General features: G+C 67.7%; 15 protein-coding genes. 11 read left to right on the top strand and 4 right to left on the bottom strand.

Annotated features, from left to right (window positions below):
* The first annotated feature begins 14 nt into the window (after positions 1 to 14).
* From GV161_RS01955 to GV161_RS01940, 4 genes are all read left to right on the top strand, one after another.
* Entirely contained in the window at positions 15 to 1,049 is a 1,035-nt protein-coding gene (locus GV161_RS01955; RefSeq protein WP_152012096.1) for an amino acid ABC transporter substrate-binding protein, read from the top strand.
* A gap of 16 nt (positions 1,050 to 1,065) precedes the next feature.
* On the top strand, positions 1,066 to 2,271 hold the full coding sequence (locus GV161_RS01950) for an ABC transporter permease subunit (protein WP_152012097.1): 1,206 nt from the start codon (positions 1,066 to 1,068) through the stop codon (positions 2,269 to 2,271).
* Positions 2,268 to 3,350 (top strand): amino acid ABC transporter permease, encoded by a 1,083-nt coding sequence (locus tag GV161_RS01945; protein WP_152012098.1) that lies wholly within the window; start codon positions 2,268 to 2,270, stop codon positions 3,348 to 3,350. The genes GV161_RS01950 and GV161_RS01945 overlap by 4 nt, the downstream gene beginning before the upstream one ends.
* Positions 3,351 to 3,465: 115 nt before the next feature.
* A complete protein-coding gene (locus tag GV161_RS01940; protein WP_244623873.1) occupies positions 3,466 to 4,743 on the top strand; it encodes an MFS transporter in 1,278 nt (425 codons plus the stop codon).
* Between the two features lie 10 nt (positions 4,744 to 4,753).
* Here GV161_RS01940 and GV161_RS01935 read toward each other — a convergent pair whose 3' ends face one another.
* On the bottom strand, positions 4,754 to 5,848 hold the full coding sequence (locus tag GV161_RS01935; RefSeq protein ID WP_152012099.1) for a putative sulfate exporter family transporter: 1,095 nt from the start codon (positions 5,846 to 5,848) through the stop codon (positions 4,754 to 4,756).
* Positions 5,849 to 6,022: 174 nt separating this feature from the next.
* Here GV161_RS01935 and GV161_RS01930 point away from each other — a divergent pair, with 174 nt between their 5' ends.
* Positions 6,023 to 6,910 carry a LysR family transcriptional regulator gene (locus GV161_RS01930; RefSeq protein ID WP_152012100.1) on the top strand — a complete coding sequence of 296 codons (888 nt, stop codon included), beginning with the start codon at positions 6,023 to 6,025 and terminating at the stop codon, positions 6,908 to 6,910.
* A gap of 41 nt (positions 6,911 to 6,951) precedes the next feature.
* On the opposite strand, the gene GV161_RS01925 is transcribed toward GV161_RS01930, so the two are convergent.
* A complete protein-coding gene (locus tag GV161_RS01925) occupies positions 6,952 to 7,869 on the bottom strand; it encodes a LysR family transcriptional regulator (protein ID WP_159650099.1) in 918 nt (305 codons plus the stop codon).
* 148 nt (positions 7,870 to 8,017) lie between these two features.
* Here GV161_RS01925 and GV161_RS01920 point away from each other — a divergent pair, with 148 nt between their 5' ends.
* The 5 genes from GV161_RS01920 to GV161_RS01900 all read left to right on the top strand — a co-directional run bounded on the left by GV161_RS01920 (position 8,018) and on the right by GV161_RS01900 (position 12,973).
* Positions 8,018 to 9,595: an ABC transporter substrate-binding protein gene (locus tag GV161_RS01920; RefSeq protein WP_159650098.1), complete on the top strand. Its 1,578-nt coding sequence runs from the start codon at positions 8,018 to 8,020 to the stop codon at positions 9,593 to 9,595.
* Positions 9,596 to 9,661: 66 nt separating this feature from the next.
* Positions 9,662 to 10,615 carry an ABC transporter permease gene (locus GV161_RS01915; RefSeq protein WP_152012103.1) on the top strand — a complete coding sequence of 318 codons (954 nt, stop codon included), beginning with the start codon at positions 9,662 to 9,664 and terminating at the stop codon, positions 10,613 to 10,615.
* A complete protein-coding gene (locus GV161_RS01910) occupies positions 10,612 to 11,466 on the top strand; it encodes an ABC transporter permease (RefSeq protein WP_152012104.1) in 855 nt (284 codons plus the stop codon). Before GV161_RS01915 ends, GV161_RS01910 begins: the two co-directional genes overlap by 4 nt.
* A gap of 64 nt (positions 11,467 to 11,530) precedes the next feature.
* Positions 11,531 to 12,202, top strand: a complete 672-nt coding sequence (locus tag GV161_RS01905; RefSeq protein ID WP_159650097.1) for a GDSL-type esterase/lipase family protein — start codon at positions 11,531 to 11,533, stop codon at positions 12,200 to 12,202.
* 111 nt (positions 12,203 to 12,313) lie between these two features.
* Entirely contained in the window at positions 12,314 to 12,973 is a 660-nt protein-coding gene (locus tag GV161_RS01900) for an alpha/beta family hydrolase (protein WP_193219473.1), read from the top strand.
* Positions 12,974 to 12,985: 12 nt separating this feature from the next.
* Here GV161_RS01900 and GV161_RS01895 read toward each other — a convergent pair whose 3' ends face one another.
* Positions 12,986 to 13,525 carry a hypothetical protein gene (locus GV161_RS01895; protein ID WP_244623874.1) on the bottom strand — a complete coding sequence of 180 codons (540 nt, stop codon included), beginning with the start codon at positions 13,523 to 13,525 and terminating at the stop codon, positions 12,986 to 12,988.
* A 17-nt stretch (positions 13,526 to 13,542) separates the two neighbouring features.
* On the bottom strand, positions 13,543 to 14,475 hold the full coding sequence (locus GV161_RS01890; protein ID WP_152012107.1) for a helix-turn-helix domain-containing protein: 933 nt from the start codon (positions 14,473 to 14,475) through the stop codon (positions 13,543 to 13,545).
* A 154-nt stretch (positions 14,476 to 14,629) separates the two neighbouring features.
* On the opposite strand from GV161_RS01890, the gene glcF reads away from it, so the two are divergent.
* The gene (glcF, locus tag GV161_RS01885; RefSeq protein ID WP_152012108.1) at positions 14,630 to 16,009 is read left to right on the top strand and encodes a glycolate oxidase subunit GlcF; all 1,380 of its coding nucleotides are present in this window, start codon (positions 14,630 to 14,632) and stop codon (positions 16,007 to 16,009) included.
* Positions 16,010 to 16,045: the final 36 nt, after the last annotated feature.

Raw genomic sequence — 16,045 nt, 5'->3', positions numbered from 1 at the left:
TCGAGAGGACCATCATGCTCGTGATATCCAACAGGCTCGGACGTGGGCTGGGCTATTCCGTCATCCTCGCCGGGCTGCTGGCGGGCACCTCCGCCTGGGCCGGGCCGACGCTCGACGCCATCAAGCAGCGCGGTTCGATCAAAGTCGGCGTCGGCACCTCGCCGGGCTTCTTCTCTCCGGACAGCAATGGCAAATGGCAGGGCTTCTTCGTCGATTTCGGCCGGGCACTGGCGGTGACCGTGTTCGGCGACGCCGATAAGGTCAGCTTCACTTCGTCCTCGCCGCAGCAGCGACTGCCGGCGCTGCAGGCGGGCGAGTTCGATATCCTGCTCTCGGGCGTCACCCAGACCGCGACACGCTCCTTCAAGCTCGGTTTCCACTTCGGACCGATCGTCTTCTATGACGGCCAGGGCCTGCTGGTGAAGAAGGCGCTCGGCGTCAGCAAGGCGGCCGAGCTCGACGGCGCGACGATCGGCATCCAGAGCGGCACGACCGGCGAGCTCAACATCGCCGACTTCTTCCGCAAGACGAAGAAGAGCTTCAAGCCGGTGGTGATCGAGGAGACCAAGGAGTTCGTCAACGCGCTCGAATCCGGCCGCGTCGATGCACTCACCCAGGATGCCTCGGATCTCGCCTTGCGTCGCATCCAGCTCGGCAAGCCGGACGATTACGTGCTCCTGCCCGAGCGCCTGTCGAAGGAGCCTTTGGCTCCGGCCGTCCGCTCGGGCGACGATCGCTGGCTCGAGATCGTCAACTGGACCGTCTACGCCACGATCCAGGCCGAAGAATACGGCATCACCCAGGCCAATATCGACGAGTTCCTGAAGAGCGAGGATCCCGGCGTCAAGCGCTTCCTCGGCATCGACAAGTCGCTCGGCGAAGCGCTCGAGCTCGATCCGAAGTTCGCCTACAACATCGTCAAGGCGGTCGGGAACTACGGGGAGATCTTCGAGCGCAATATCGGCAAGAAGAGCAAGGTCGGCTTCGAGCGCGGCTACAATCAGCCGTGGTCGCAGGGCGGCCTGCTGTATTCGCCGCCGTTCCGTTGAGCGTCGTCGCCCAGGGATGAACTCTCCCGCATCCTTGCAGGCGGCCGTGCCGGGCCCGAAAGGGCCCGGCCTTTTGCGTGCGCTCGCCGAATGGTGGGGTGAAAAGCCGCTGACGCAGCTGGCGATCTTCGCGATCGTCGGTCTTGGCTTCGCGCTGCTCGGCAGCAATCTCGTGCACAATATGGCGCGGGTCGGCCTGACGCCCGGCTTCGGTTTCCTCGGCCATGCCGCCAATTTCGAGATCGGCGAGGGGCTGCTCGCCTATTCGGCCGGCGACAGCTATCTGCGCGCCATCGCGGTCGGGCTGCTCAACACCGTGCGCGTCTCGCTGGCCGGCTGCATCCTCGCCACCATCCTCGGCGTCGCGCTCGGCATTGCCCGGCTCTCGTCGAACCCGCTGCTGTCGCGCCTGGTGCAGGCCTATGTCGAGATCGTCCGCAACACGCCGTTGCTGCTGCAGATTTTCTTCTGGAACGCGCTGTTCCACGCCTTGCCGGGGCCGCGGCAGGCCTTGTCGCCGCTGCCGGGCGTGCTGCTCAGCAATCGCGGCTTCTTCTTTCCCTTCATCGCCGACGATGGCGTGACCCCGGTGATCCTGACCAGCAGCTTCCTGCTCGCCGTGTTGGTCGGTGTCGCGCTGAAATGGCGGACCCGCCGGACCGGCCGCTCGAACCTCAAGCGGAGCGCGGCGCTCGTGCTCGCTGCGGCCCTGCCGCCGGTGGCCATCGCCGCATTCTTCGGTGCCATGCCTGCCATCGATCTGCCGAGGCTGTCCGGTTTCAACATCCGGGGCGGCATCTCGCTCTCGCCCGAGTTCATGGCTTTGCTGATCGCGCTCGTCGTCAACACCTCGGCCAGCATCGCCGAGACCGTGCGTGCCGGCATCTTGTCCGTCTCGGGAGGGCAGTGGGAGGCGGGCCGGGCGCTCGGCCTGTCCTATGGCCGGATCATGCGGCTGATCGTGTTGCCGCAGGCCTTGCGCCTGATCATCCCGGTGATGACGTCGAGCTATCTCAGCCTGACCAAGAATTCGAGCCTGGCGGTTGCCATCGGCTTTCCCGATCTGGTCAACATCCTCAACACCACCGCCAACACCACCGGCCAGGCGCTCGAAGCCATCCTCGTGATGATGCTCGTGTACCTTGCGCTGAGTCTGGCCGTCTCCATCGCGATGAACGCCTATAACCGGCGCTGGGCGTTGCGGGAGCGATCCGCGGCATGAGCGCCATGGCTGAGGACGGTGCGCTTGCCCCGCGGAGCGAGCGCTGGCGCAAGCTGCGCCAGGGCCTCGTCGGCTCGCGCACCAATATCGCGATCACGCTCGGGGTCGCCCTTCTCGTCCTATGGCTCGCACCGCCCTTCCTGCGCTGGGCCGTCGTCGACGCGGTCTGGCAGGGCGATGGCGCCGCCTGCGCGGCGGCGGGGACAGGCGCATGCTGGGCCTTCATCGGCGAGAAGCTGCGCTTCATCACCTTCGGGTTCTATCCGCCGCATCTGCATTGGCGTGCCGGCCTGGCGCTGCTCGTCATGCTGGCGCTGCTCGGCGTTACGGCCTGGCCGGCAAACTGGGGACGCCGCCTGCTCCTTCTTTGGGGCGGTGCGCTGATCGGCGTGCCGTTGCTTCTGCTTGGCTGGCCCGTCGGTGAGTTCGTGCCGACGGAGCGTTGGGGCGGGCTGCCGGTCACCTTCCTGCTGGCGATCGGAGCCTTCGCGGGCGCCTTTCCCCTGGCGATCCTGCTGGCATTGGGCCGTCGCTCGAAGATGGGCGGCGTGCGATTGCTCTGCGTGATCTTCATCGAGGTGCTGCGCGGCGTGCCCTTCATCGCCGTGCTCTATGCCGCGACGCTGCTGTTCCCGCTGATGCTTCCGGCCGGCTCGGCGATCGACAAGTTCCTGCGGGCCGAGGTGGCGCTGACGCTGTTCGTCGCCGCCTATCTCGCCGAGGTCGTCCGCGGCGGTTTGCAGGCTGTTCCGGTGGGCCAATACGAGGCGGCGAAAGCGCTGGGCCTGTCCTATTTGTGGACCATCCGCCTCGTCGTGCTGCCGCAGGCGCTGCGCGCGGTGATCCCGCCGCTCGTCAATCTGGCGATCGGCATCTTTCAGGACACCACGCTGGTGATCATCATCGGCATGTTCGACTTCCTGAACACCGCGCGTGTCTCGGCGACGGATCCGAACTGGCTCGGCTTCTACCGGGAAGCCTATGTCTTCGCCGCCATGGTCTACTTCCTCGTCTGCTTCTGTGCCTCCCGCTACAGCCTTTGGCTGGAGGCGAGGCTGGCCGCGGGGCAGCGCAAATGACGGGCCGCCATGCCCCAATCCATCTGCCGGCGCTTCCGCCGTAGGTTCATATGGTGGCATCGGAGAAGCGGCCCGCCATGAAACTCGTCCGGAACACCAGACAAGCGAGGACATCGTGACGTCCATCGCGGACAGCCGCGGACAGCCTCAGGGAAGCGCTGCCCGCAACGCATTCCTGTTCGGCACGCCGCTGCTCGTCCTGGCGCTGGGGCACATGCTGTCCAACCTGCTGCGAACCTTGCCCGGGGTCGCTGCGGACGTCATCGCTGCCGATCTGGCGGTTTCTCCCGATACGCTGGCCAGCCTGACGGGGGCCTATCACTTCGCCTTCGCCGCCGGCCAGATCCCTGTCGGCGTCGCCCTCGACCGCTACGGCGTCCGTTCGGTGTCGCTGACGCTTTTCGCGATCGTGACCATCGGGGCCGTGCTGGCCGCCTGCATCGGCGGCGCCGCGGGCTTCCTGACCGCCCAGATCATTCTCGGCATCGGCTGCTGCGGCATGCTGCTCTGCCCGATGACCTTGGCCGCCAAGACGCTCACGGCCGAGAAATTCGGCTTGTGGTCCGGCCTGATCCAGGGCGTCGGCAATTCGGGGATGCTGCTCTCGGCAAGTCCGATGGCCTGGCTCGTCGAGCACCATGGCTGGCGGACCGGCTTCGGCCTCTCCGCCGCACTGGCGGTGACCGTTGCCTTCCTCGTCTGGCTGACGGTGCCGAAAGCCGCACCTGACGCGACCGAGCGCAAGGCCACGCTGCGCTCCGAGGCGAGGCAGGTCGTCAGGATCGGCCTCTCGCCGGCTGTGCGAGGCGTCGTGATCCTCGCTTTCGCCTCCTTCGCTGCGGGGATCGCGATCAGAGGGCTCTGGGGCGGCGTCTGGTTGATGGAGATCAAGCACATCTCCCGTCTGGAGGCGGGCAACGCCCTGCTTCCCCTGACGCTCGCGCTCGTCGCCGGCCCGATGCTCTATGGTATCGCGGATCGGCGTTTCGGCTACCGCCGGCTCGTCCTGACGCTTACCCATCTCATTGCGGCCGCTGTCTTGCTGGCGGTCGCTGCCGGCGGGCCGGGTGGCCCGCTGTCGACCGGGATGGGGCTGACGCAACTCCCGCCGAGCTTCGATGTCGCTGCGTTCTTCGTGCTCGGCGCAGCTTTGGCGTCGCAGCCGCTCCTGTTCGCGATGGCGCGGGTCGTCGTCGCCCCGGAGAATGTCGGGAAGGCGCTCGCGGCGGTCAATCTCGCGTTCTTCGCCGGTGCCGCCATTCTTCAATCCTGCACGGGGCCGATCGCTGCGGGTTTCGGGATCGGCGCGGTCATGGTCTTCCTGGCCATCGTTCTGGTCGCGACGGCGAGCACGTTCGCAATCCTGACGAGCCCCTCCCGAACCAAACGCTGACGAGACGGCCTCAGGCCACTCCGAGCAGGCGGATCAGGCCAAGCGAGATCGCCCCGAGCGCGAGCAGCGAGAGGACGACGGTGGCGGTGACGCGCGGGCCGGCCTGGGCGACGGAGCGGATGTCAACGCTAAGCCCGAGCGCCGCCATCGAGACGATCGTCAGCACGTTCGCGACGGTGGCCAGCGGGGCCAGCAAGGCCGGTGGAATGATCCCGGCCGAGCGGAATGCCGCCATCACCACGAAGCCGACGATGAACCAGGGCACGAGGCGATGCAGCCCGACCGGGCGCGGCGTGGGACGCTCTGCCGCGATCTGCACGGCCGGCCCGTCTGCCTCCTCGCGCAGCCGGCTTGACAGCAGCGACAACACGAGGATGACGGGCCCGAGCATGAGCACGCGCACCAGCTTGACCAGGGTTCCGATCTGGATCGCGGCGGCGCCTGCGGGCGCCGTGGCGGCGAGGACCTGGGGAACCGCATAGACCGTCAGGCCAGACAGGATGCCGAACTGGTGGACGCTGAGGCCCAGCGCCGGGATCAGCAGTGGCAGGCCGAGCACGACCACGACGCCGAGCACCGCGGTGAAGGCGATCGAGGCGGCGACGTCGTCGCCATCGGCGCCGATGACCGGCGCCGTGGCGGCGATCGCCGAGTTGCCGCAGATCGAATTGCCGCAGGCGACGAGGATCGCCATCCGCTTCGACAGCCCCAGCAGACGGCCGATGCCGTAGCTCAGGCCGATCGCGACGAAGACCACGGCGGCGATGCCGAGAAGGAGCGGGGCGCCGGTGGCGGCGACCGTGGCGGCGCTCAGGGAGGCGCCAAGCAGCACGACGGCGATCTCCAGCAGCGTCTTCGCCGAGAACGCGATGCCTGGGCGCCAGCGGCTGTCGGGCTTCCAGAGGCTCCTGACCAGGGTTCCGAGCAGGATCGCCAGGACGAGCGCTTCGAGCCATGCGCGCTGGAAGAACCAGGCTTCGAGATGCTCGGCGGCGAGCGCCGCGACCGAGACGGCGAGGCACAGCAGCAGGCCCGGGCCGATGCGCTTGGCGCCCGAGGCTGTCCGGTCAACCAAACTCGTCCGATCTGGGCTTTCAAGCGTCATGACAGTACCCGGCCATTCGATGCGTGGGTTCTGAGCTATTTCGGCTAAGCAATCCAACGTGTTGTTTTTCTTGTTTCGATCGATGAACTCGATCATTCTCTGCGTGGGCTCGGCTGGCAGTCGGAAACCGGGCGTTTGCAGCGCCTGCTCGGGGCCGCGGAATGATCGACGCTTATGACACTCGAACAGCTTCGCATCTTCGTCGCGGTCGCCGAGCGCGAGCATGTCACGCGCGCAGCCGCGGAGCTGAACCTGACGCAATCGGCGACGAGCGCGGCGATCGCGGCACTCGAGCATCGCCACGCGGTGAAGCTGTTCGACCGCGTCGGGCGCCGGATCGTACTGACCGATGCCGGGCGCCTGTTCCTGACCGAAGCTCGCGCGATCCTCGCACGTGCCGCGACGGGCGAGCGGGTCCTGTCGGATCTAGCCGGGTTGAAGCGCGGGCGGCTGTCCCTGGCGGCGAGCCAGACGGTCGGCAATTACTGGCTGCCGCGAAAGCTTGCTTTGTTTCGTGCCCGGCACCCGGGTATCGAGACGCCGCTGGTGATCGGCAATACCGAGACGGTCGCGGCTTCCATCCATGACGGGCTTGCCGATATCGGCTTCGTCGAAGGCGAGATCGACGATCCGCTGCTGGCGCAGGAGGTCGTGGCGATGGACGAGCTCGCGATCGTCGTCGCACCCGGCCATCCCTGGGCGGGGAGGGCGCGCGTCGATCCAGCGGAATTCGTCGAAAGCCCCTGGGTCCTGCGTGAGCCCGGTTCAGGGACACGGCAGGCCCTCGAGGCGGTTCTCGCCGGCGCCGGGCGCTCGGTCGCCGACCTCGACGTCCTGCTGGAGCTGCCCGCCAACGAGGCCGTGCGCAGCGCCGTCGATGCGGGCTCCGCCGCCGCCTTGATGTCGAGGCTGGTCGTCGCCAACGCCTTGCGCTCTGGCCTGCTCGCCGAGGTCGCGGCCGACATCCCCGCGCGCCGCTTCGTCATGCTGCGGCACAAGGAACGCTATGTCGGCCGGCCTGCGCAGGCCTTTCGCGCGCTTCTCGCCGACGAGGCCGCGTAGATCGTCCCGGCCCATGGGCCTGGCCAGAGCATCGGATCAGGTCAATTCCGGAGCTCGCCGTCGAACTGCCCGGCCTGGGTCGCATCTGCGACCGCGGACCTGATCACATCGGCCAGGCTCAGAACGGCGGGGCGGCTGCGTTTCACTTTCGAGACCGCGAGGTGGAAGTACAAGGTCAGCTCCGGCTCCGTCACGCGCCGCACGGCGAGCCTTGTGGCGTCGCCGCCGGAGAGAAGACTGCGCGGCACGATCGCCGCCGCTCGCCCTTCCTCGATCATCGGCCGGACTGCCAGGAAGTCGTCGACCTCGGCATAGATCTTCAAGGGGATATCGTGCTCGCGGGCGCAGGCCTCGACGATGCGCCCGAGCGCGTTCTGCCGGCTATGGACGAAGAGGGGGCCGGCGGCGGCCTCCGCGAAGGTGATGGTCGGCGGCACCGGCCCGTCGGCCCGCGCGACATGGAACAGGGGCGCGCGGGTCAATGTCTCGACGAGCGCGCCGGTGGCCGGGCGTTCAGAATTGAAGATGCCGATGTCGATCTCGTCGCGCGCCACCCATTCGGCGATGTGGAGGCTCGATCCGCCGCGGGCGTGCAGTTCAACCTCGGGAAAGCGCTGGGTGAAGGCCGAGATGATCGGCGTCGCCAGCGGGATGCTGATCGTGCCGGTCCAGGCCAGGCGGATCGAGCCGGCATAGCCGGGCCGTCGGCCGACCAAGGCCTGTTTCGCCGCGTCGAGCCCAGCGATGTGCGGGGCGATCGCGGCCTGGAACGCCGCACCGTCGCGCGTCAGCGAGACGCCCCGCCCGTCGCGGTGGAAGAGGCGGGTCGCGAGCTCCTCTTCCAGTTGTCGGAGATCCCGGCTGAGGGCGGGTTGCGCCACGCCCAGATGCAGGGCGGCCTTCATCAGACTGCCGGTCTCGGCGATCACCAGGACGTTCTTGAGCTGCCGCAGCTTCACTCCGGTTATGCCTTTCGGATATAACAAATTGCTATATCTGAAACACAACTCCGGCCCTATGTGCAAGCGGCAAGCTTCGCTAGCTTCGGCCCTCAATGACGCGCCCGGCGAGCACCGGGCGGCACTCGAAAATGCCGGGAGGGGGTCGATGTTGAGAACCGTGATGGCGGCCGGGCTGGCCGGAGCGTTTTGCCTTGCGGCCGTCGCGCCGGCACAGGCCGAAACCGTCCTGAAGATCAAGAACACCGCCGACATCAAGCAGCTCGATGCGCTCTTCACCTCGGCCTACCCGGTCCGGGACATGGCCTATCTGATCTACGACACGCTCTTCTCGCTCGACGGCAACTACCGCGCCCAGCCGCAGATGGTCGAGAGCCACACGCTCTCCGACGACGGCAAGACCTATGTTTTCAAGCTGCGCCAGGGCCTGAGCTTCCATGACGGCAAGCCCGTCACAGCTGCGGACTGCGTCGCCTCGATCGAGCGCTGGATGAAGAAGGACAGCCTCGGGGCCGAGGTCGAGAAGCGTCTCGATGCGATCAAGGCGATCGATGCGACCTCGTTCGAGGTCCGGCTGAAGGAGCCCTTCGCCCGCCTGATCGACGGCTTCGCCCGCATGACCGCCTATCCGCTGTTCGTGATGCCGGAGCGGCTCGCCAGGACGCCGGCGACGACCGAGCTCAAGGAGTTCGTCGGCTCTGGCCCGTTCAGGCTCTTGCCGGACGAATGGGTTCCAGGCGTCAAATTCGTCGTCGCCAAGCATGCGGGCTACAAGCCGCGCAGCGAGGCGCCGAGCGGTCTAGCCGGCGGAAAGACCGCCGGGGTCGATCGCATCGAGCGCATCCAGTTCAGCGACGATCTTAGCGCGGTCAACGCGCTGCTCGCCGGCGAGATCGACTATGTCGCCGAGGTGCCGGCCGAGATGCTGCCGGTGCTGGAGAAGGACAAGTCGATCCAGGTCGCCAAGGCGCCGGTCCTCGGCAAGAACTTCCAGGTGGTGATCAACCACACCCAGCCGCCGATGGACAACGTCAAGGTCAGGCAGGCCCTGCAATACGCGATCAGCCAGTCGGATTCGATGCAGGCGGTCTTCGGCGGCCGCAAGGACCTCTACCAGCTCTGCCCGGCGCTGTTCATGTGCGGCAGTCCCTACGAGACCGATGTCGGCAGCGAGCGCTTCATGAAGCAGGACTTCGAGAAGGCGAAGGCCCTGCTGAAGGAGGCCGGCTATGACGGCACGCCGATCGTCTATCTCCATCCGATGGATGCCAAGGTCCAGCGCGACGTCGGCACGGTGATGGTGAACTCGATGCGCAAGGCCGGCTTCACCGTCGAGGACGTGCAGATGGACACCGCGACGATGTTCACACGGCGGACCAACAAGAACCAGCCGAAGCAGGGCGGCTGGAACGTCTTCATCACCGGCTTCGCCGGCGACGCGCTGATGGACCCCTTGACCAACCCTTATGTCACCGGCGCCTGCGAGAAGGCCTTCGTCGGCTGGCCCTGCGACAAGCCCCTGCAGGAGCTCTGGCAGAAATTCCTGCTGGCCTCCGACGATGCCGCGCGCAAGGCGATCGCGGTGGAGATGCAGGCCCGCTCGAACGAGATCGTGACGTATATCCCGCTCGGGCAGTTCAACGACCTCTCGGCCTGGCGCAAGAGCGTGTCCGGTTTCGTCCCGGGGCCTACCTTGACCTATTGGAACGTGCGCAAGTCCGACTGATCCTGCCGCACCTCCTGCTCGACGGGCCGGGACGACGCATCCGGCCCGTGCCTTCAAGGTCTGCTCATGGCGCGCTTTCTGTTCTCGCGGCTTCTGGCGACGCTGCCTGTCATGCTGACGGTCCTGGTCGTCGTCTTCATGCTTCTGCATATCGGGCCGGGCGATCCGGCGGCGGCCATGGCGGGCGACAACGCCAGCGCCGAGCAGATCGCGCAGATCCGCCAGCGGCTGCATCTCGATCAGCCGCTCGTGGTGCAGTTCCTGATCTATCTGCGCCAGCTCGCTCAGTTCGATCTCGGCGTTTCCGTCTATTCGGGCCGGCCGGTCGCGACGATGATCCTGCAGCGGGCCGAGCCGACCCTGATGCTGGCGCTGACCACGACGCTGCTGTCGGTCCTCGTCGCGGTGCCGGCCGGTGTGTTCGCCGCCCGGCGCCTCGGCCTGGTCACCGATTATGTCGTGATGGCGCTCTCGGTCGCCGGCTTCTCGATCCCGGTCTTCGTGATCGGCTATGCGCTGATGCAGGTCTTCGCGATCGAGCTCGGCTGGTTGCCGGTACAGGGCTATCGGCCGCTGGCGAGCGGCCTCTGGAACAGCCTGCGCAGCCTGACGCTGCCGACGGTCGCGCTCACCTTGCTCTTTGCCGCGCTGGCCGCCCGGATCACACGGGCGACACTGCTCAACGTCCTGTCCGAGGACTATATCCGGACCGCGCGGGCCAAGGGCCTGCCCGAGCGCAAGGTCGTCACGACGCATGCGCTGAAGAACATCGGCGTGCCCGTGGTGACCGTCGTCGGCACCTCCTTCGCGGCTCTGCTCGGCGGCGTGGTCGTCACCGAATCCGTCTTCAACCTGCCGGGGGTCGGGCGATTGACCGTCGATGCCATCCTGTCGCGCGACTATCCGGTCGTGCAGGGCGTGATGCTGGTCTTCGCCTTCGTCCTGGTCTTGGTGAACCTGCTCGTCGATCTCAGCTATGCGCTGTTCGATCCCCGCATCCGGCAGGACATGCGCTCATGAGCGCGCAGCCGCAGACGGCCCGCGCCAGCCGCTCCTTCAGGGCGTCGACGGTGGTGATCGGCCTGAGCTTCGCCATTGTCGTGCTGGTTGCGTCCTGCGCGCTGCTGGCGCCCCCAATCCTCGGCTACAGCAACGACCTCAACATGGGTGAGGCGCTGCAGCCGCCGGGCGCGAACCACTGGTTCGGGACGGACAATCTCGGCCGCGACATCTTCGTGCGGACGCTCTCGGGCGCCCGGACCTCGCTCATCGTCGGACTCGGGGTCTCCGTGCTGACGCTGCTGGCGGGTGGCCTGATCGGGCTCGTGGCCGGCTATGTCCGGTTGGCCGACACGGTGTTGATGCGCATCATGGACGGGCTGATGGCCATTCCCGGCGTGCTCTTGGCGATCGCGCTCGCCTCGCTGCTCGGCGGCGGGCTGGCGACCGTGATGATCGCGATCAGCGTGCCGGAGATCCCGCGCACGGCGCGGCTGATGCGCGGCGTGGTGCTGAGCCTGCGCGAGATGCCCTATGTCGACGCGGCAATCGCGATCGGATCGAGCACGCCGCGCGTGCTGCTCAGGCATATCCTGCCGAACGCGACGGAGGCGCTGATTGTTCAGGCGACCTTCGTCTGCGCCTCCGCGATCCTCGCCGAAGCCATCCTCAGCTTCATCGGCGTCGGCATCTCTCCGGACCTGCCGAGCTGGGGCAACGTCATGGCCGGCGGGCGCCAGTTCTTCCGCGTCGCCCCCTGGATCATCGCCTTTCCCGGTCTGTTCCTATCGCTGCTGGTGATCGCCATCAACGTACTCGGCGATGCCCTGCGCGAGCGCATCGATCCCCGTCTTTCCGGGCGGAGGGCGTGATGACGATCTGCCGTGGTGCTCGCCCGTATTCCCGCTGCCGTTCCCTGCTCATGAGGCCCGTTCCGTGAACCGGCATCCCTCGATCGCTCCCGTTGCTCCGTCGCTCCTGGCGGGGGAATGGACCACCACGCGCTATGACGACGATGTACTCGCGGTACGTAGCCAGATCATGCGCCGGCGCTTCGCCGGCAAGCCGGTCGTCTTCTTCGGCTCGTCCTCCTTCCGCTACTGGGATCGGATGGCCGAGGATTTCGGCTCGCTGGAGGTCGCCAATCTCGGCTTCGGCGGCGGCACGGCCGAGAGCGGGCTACGCTATTGCGACGATCTGCTCGATCTCGTCGAGCCCGGGCGGATCGTGCTCTATTTCGGCGAGAACGACATCGCCAATGACGGGCTCGACGCCGGCTCGGCCTTCGAAGCGCTGGAGCGGCTGACCCAGCGGCTCCGGGAGAAGTTCGGCCCCGTCCCGATCCACCGCCTCTCGATCAAGCATAGCCCCGGACGCTGGCTCCATGCCGGCGAGTTCGAGGTCTTCAACGCGATGCTCAGGGACAGCCATGCGGGTGATCAGGCCGGCGGGTATGTCGATGTCGGCAGCTGCCTGGTCGGGCGGAACGGCCGGCCGATGGGTCGCTACTACGAAGCCGATGGCGTTCACCTGAATTCGGCGGGCTATACGCTTTGGGCCGGCGTGCTTGCCGGCGCCATCGGGCTTTCTGCGACGAAGGGCGGTTGATCTCCGGCCGGAGACGTCCGCAACGCCGATGGTGCGGTGGGCCTGCCGTGTTGCGCCGTCCGCGAAGCCGTGAGAACGGTCGCGAGGCCCTGCCTGCGGAAGCTCGCGCTTGTGACGGATGGAGAGACGGATTTGCAGTTCCTCTTCGACGGCCCTGAACACGCCGGGCACACCGTTCTCCTGGCCCACGGCGCTGGAGCCCCGATGGACTCCGCCTCAATGACTGCTGCGGCGGAGAGCCTGGCCGGAGAGGGATTTCGCGTCGCCCGCTTCGAGTTCGCCTATATGGCAAGCCGCCGCAGCGAGGCCGGCCGCAAGCCGCCGCCTCGGGCCGAGACGCTCAATCCGGAGTACCGGGCCGCGATCGAGGCGCTCGGCCCGTCGCGATCGCTGATCATCGGCGGCAAGTCGATGGGCGGGCGTGTCGCCAGCATGGTCGCCGACGACTTGCTCGCGGTCGGGCGGATCGGCGGCCTGCTCTGTCTCGGCTACCCATTTCATCCGCCGGCAAAACCGCAGCAGTTGCGGACCCAGCATCTCGTCGATCTCAAGACGCCGACGCTCATCGTCCAGGGCACGCGCGACGAGTTCGGCACGCGCGAGGAGGTCGCCGGCTATACCCTGTCGCCTGCGATCGAGATGCTCTGGCTCGAAGATGGCGATCACGACCTGCGACCGCGCAAGGCATCGGGCTTTTCGCCAAACGGGCATCTGGCGACGATGGCCAAGACCGCCGCGGCTTGGGCGGACGCCAGGCTGGGCGAGAGGTGAGGGCGAGAGGGTTCAGCGCGCCCGGCAGTCGCCGCTTCGGAACGACTTGACCAGCCTGGATATCACCGGGTCGAACGCCTTCTGCCGCTTCCGGTCGTATTCGAGGCGAAAATAGGCTACCGCCTTGTCGCAGCCCGGGATGGCGCGCGCATAGACGATGCGGTTGCCCTTGGCTCCGGACCAGACGGCTCCGCTCTTGTTCTGTGTCTGATAGCTGATGCTCCAGCCATCCCGCTGGTCGAATGCCTGGCGCTCTCTAGCCTCGGCGGCAAGGCTGCCCGCGGTCGGATAGCTGCCCCAGACCCGCAATTCAGCGGCGCCGTCCGGAGACGCCGAGACACCGCCATCGCCATTGTCGGCTTCCTCGACCTTGGAGAAGCCCGGCGGAATGTCGATCCAGTACTGGAAGCGGGCATTGCCATAGCGCTGCCAGTCGGAGGCGGCTGCCGGGAGGGCGAGTGCGGTCAGCAGCGCGAGCAGGCCGGCCTTGAGGAGCCCGGCCGGCGGGATTCCTGCGGGCCGTCGAGGGCCCGACGCTCCATTCGATGTCATGAGCCGCGACCTTCCGCTCAGTTGCGCCTCGTGCCGCGCAGATCGGACGGCGTCATGCCGAAGCGGTTGCGGAAGGCCCGGTTGAAGACGGAGAGATCGTTGAAGCCGGCGGAATAGGCAATGGAAGCGATGCCTTCGCCGGCGCGGCGCGGATCGAGCAGAGCGCGGCGGCTCTCCTCCAGCCGCGTCGCCAGCAGCCAGCGCCCGAAGCTCTCGCCTGTTCCGGCAAAGCGCGCATGCAGCGTGCGCAGCGAGATGTTGAAATGCGCCGCGACGGCGCCCGGCGACAGTGTCTCGTCGCCGAGCCGTCCGCGGCAGAAGGCGAGGATCGCCTCATGCAAGCGGTCGGGCCCGGGGCCGGCGGCGTCGCTCGACAGCCCGATCAGATTGCAGAGATTGTCGGCGAGCAGGCTCGCCGACATCTCGTCCATGATCTCGCCATGGCGGGCGAGCTCGAGGAGGTGGCGCCGCGCCAGCGAGACGAAGCGCGAGGAGAGCGCGATGCGGTGCGGCCGGCCGCGCACGAGCCAGGGCGCCTTGAGCAGCAGAGTCCGGCGCGGAAGCACGGCGACGACGCGCCGGACATCCTCCGAGAAGGAGAGGCGGAACGGCCGCGCGCCATCGACGAGCCCGATCTCGCCTGGCTTGAGCAGGAGCCGTTCGTCGCCCTGCGAGAGCTGGCATTCGCCGCGCTCCTGCAGGCTGACGAGGACGCTGTCGTCGCCTTGCGCGACATGGCGGGAGGTGCGCACGACATCGTGCCGGGTCGAGCGGAAGCTCGCGATCCTGACATCGCCGAAGCTGCGCCCGGTGATCGAGCCGTGGAAGGCCTCCTGCGGATCGGGCGCCTCGGTCGTGACGTTGAGCACGGCGCGGCAGACGGTCTCGCGCCAGTAGTCGAACCCGGAATCGGGTTCGAGACCTTCCGTGCCCCAAACGATGGTCCCCATGACCTTCTCCGCCCGGCAGCCGACAGAGGCCGCCGGGGTGCGTCCAGCTTTTCATAAGAACGGTTTGCACTCAAAGCCGGAATTTTCTGCACGCAGCGCCGAGACCATGCCCGGCCTCCCTTCCTAGCTTTCGGCTCGAAGGGGCAGACAAGCGATGCAGACGGATTTCACGGCCGAGCAATTGCGCGATCCCGCGATCCGGGAAGCCGCCGACATCCTCGGCACCTGCGTGCATTACGGCTTCTGCACCAATACCTGCCCAACCTATGTACTGAGCCGGGATGAGAACGAATCCCCGCGCGGGCGCATCGACCTGATCCGCGCCATGCTGGAGAGCGGCGGCCCGCCGAAGCCGCAGACCGTCGCGCATCTCGACAGCTGCCTCTCCTGCCTGTCCTGCATGACCACCTGCGCGGCCAAGGTCGACTATGCGCATCTGATCGATCGCGCCCGAATCCATGTCGAGCGTCATCATCGTCGCCCGCCGGCCGAGCGCGCCTTGCGGGCGCTGCTCGCCTTCGTGCTGCCGCGGCCGCGCTTGTTTCAGGTCGCGCTGAAGCTCGGCCGGCTCGGTCGGCCCCTGCAAAGGCTGCTGCCGGCGCGGCTGCGGCCGCTTCTGGCGATGATCCCGGAGCGGGCGCAAGGGCAGATACTGGCGCCGCATGTGTTCAGGGCGGAGGGCGAGAAGAGGGCGCGTGTGGCGTTGCTCGCCGGCTGCGCCCAGCAGGCGCTCGATGCCAACATCAACGCGGCGACGATCCGGCTGCTGACGCGGCATGGCTGCGAGGTCGTCGTTGCCGCGGGAGCCGGCTGCTGTGGCTCGCTGACGCTGCATATGGGGCGCGAGGACGAGGCGATGGCGGCGGCTGCCGCCAATGTCCGCGCCTGGATGCGCGAGCGCCGCGGCGAGGGGCTCGACTCCGTGATCGTCAACGCCTCCGGCTGCGGCACCACGGTCAAGGATTACGGCCATCTCCTGGCCCGGGCGGAGCTTGCCGGCGAGGCCAAGGAGATCGCCGGCATCGCCCGCGACGTCACCGAATTCATCGCCGGCATCGGGCTCCGGCCGGTCGCGCCAGGGCGGCCGCGGCTGCGCGTCACCTATCACGACGCCTGCTCGATGCAGCACGGCCAGCGTGTCACCCGGCAGCCGCGCGACCTGCTGCGCGCCGCCGGCTTCGAGGTGGTGGACGTGCCGGAGAAGCATTTCTGCTGCGGCTCGGCCGGGACCTACAACCTGCTCCAGCCTGCGACGGCCGAGACCCTGGGCCGGCGCAAGGCGGACCATATCGACAGCACGGCGCCAGACGTCGTGGCGGCCGGCAATATCGGCTGCCTGACGCAGCTGCGGCGCTATGTCGGCGCGCCGATGGCCCACACCGTCGAGCTGCTGGACTGGGCGACGGGCGGCCCGCTGCCGCCGGCCCTCGCGGGCGTGACGCTGACGAGCCGACCCCCGCCGCAGCCGGAGGAGGCGCCGGCGACGGCGGCATCTGGCGCCCCGGCGCCGAACGACGACGCCGGCTTCTGGTGACCGGCCCAAGCACACGACAACAGAGGGGAGACGCCG

Source organism: Bosea sp. 29B (assembly GCF_902506165.1).
Lineage (GTDB): Bacteria > Pseudomonadota > Alphaproteobacteria > Rhizobiales > Beijerinckiaceae > Allobosea.
This window is presented reverse-complemented; position numbering and strand designations above follow the sequence as displayed.

What these genes read in the sequence shown, in the direction of transcription:
- GV161_RS01895 (WP_244623874.1), bottom strand. Translation starts at nt 13,525, where the DNA reads ATGACATCGAATGGAGCGTCGGGCCCTCGACGGCCCGCAGGAATCCCG.
- GV161_RS01935 (WP_152012099.1), bottom strand. Translation starts at nt 5,848, where the DNA reads ATGACGCTTGAAAGCCCAGATCGGACGAGTTTGGTTGACCGGACAGCC.
- GV161_RS01915 (WP_152012103.1), top strand. Translation starts at nt 9,662, where the DNA reads ATGGCGCGCTTTCTGTTCTCGCGGCTTCTGGCGACGCTGCCTGTCATG.
- glcF (WP_152012108.1), top strand. Translation starts at nt 14,630, where the DNA reads ATGCAGACGGATTTCACGGCCGAGCAATTGCGCGATCCCGCGATCCGG.
- GV161_RS01920 (WP_159650098.1), top strand. Translation starts at nt 8,018, where the DNA reads ATGTTGAGAACCGTGATGGCGGCCGGGCTGGCCGGAGCGTTTTGCCTT.
- GV161_RS01910 (WP_152012104.1), top strand. Translation starts at nt 10,612, where the DNA reads ATGAGCGCGCAGCCGCAGACGGCCCGCGCCAGCCGCTCCTTCAGGGCG.
- GV161_RS01945 (WP_152012098.1), top strand. Translation starts at nt 2,268, where the DNA reads ATGAGCGCCATGGCTGAGGACGGTGCGCTTGCCCCGCGGAGCGAGCGC.
- GV161_RS01890 (WP_152012107.1), bottom strand. Translation starts at nt 14,475, where the DNA reads ATGGGGACCATCGTTTGGGGCACGGAAGGTCTCGAACCCGATTCCGGG.
- GV161_RS01930 (WP_152012100.1), top strand. Translation starts at nt 6,023, where the DNA reads ATGACACTCGAACAGCTTCGCATCTTCGTCGCGGTCGCCGAGCGCGAG.
- GV161_RS01950 (WP_152012097.1), top strand. Translation starts at nt 1,066, where the DNA reads ATGAACTCTCCCGCATCCTTGCAGGCGGCCGTGCCGGGCCCGAAAGGG.
- GV161_RS01955 (WP_152012096.1), top strand. Translation starts at nt 15, where the DNA reads ATGCTCGTGATATCCAACAGGCTCGGACGTGGGCTGGGCTATTCCGTC.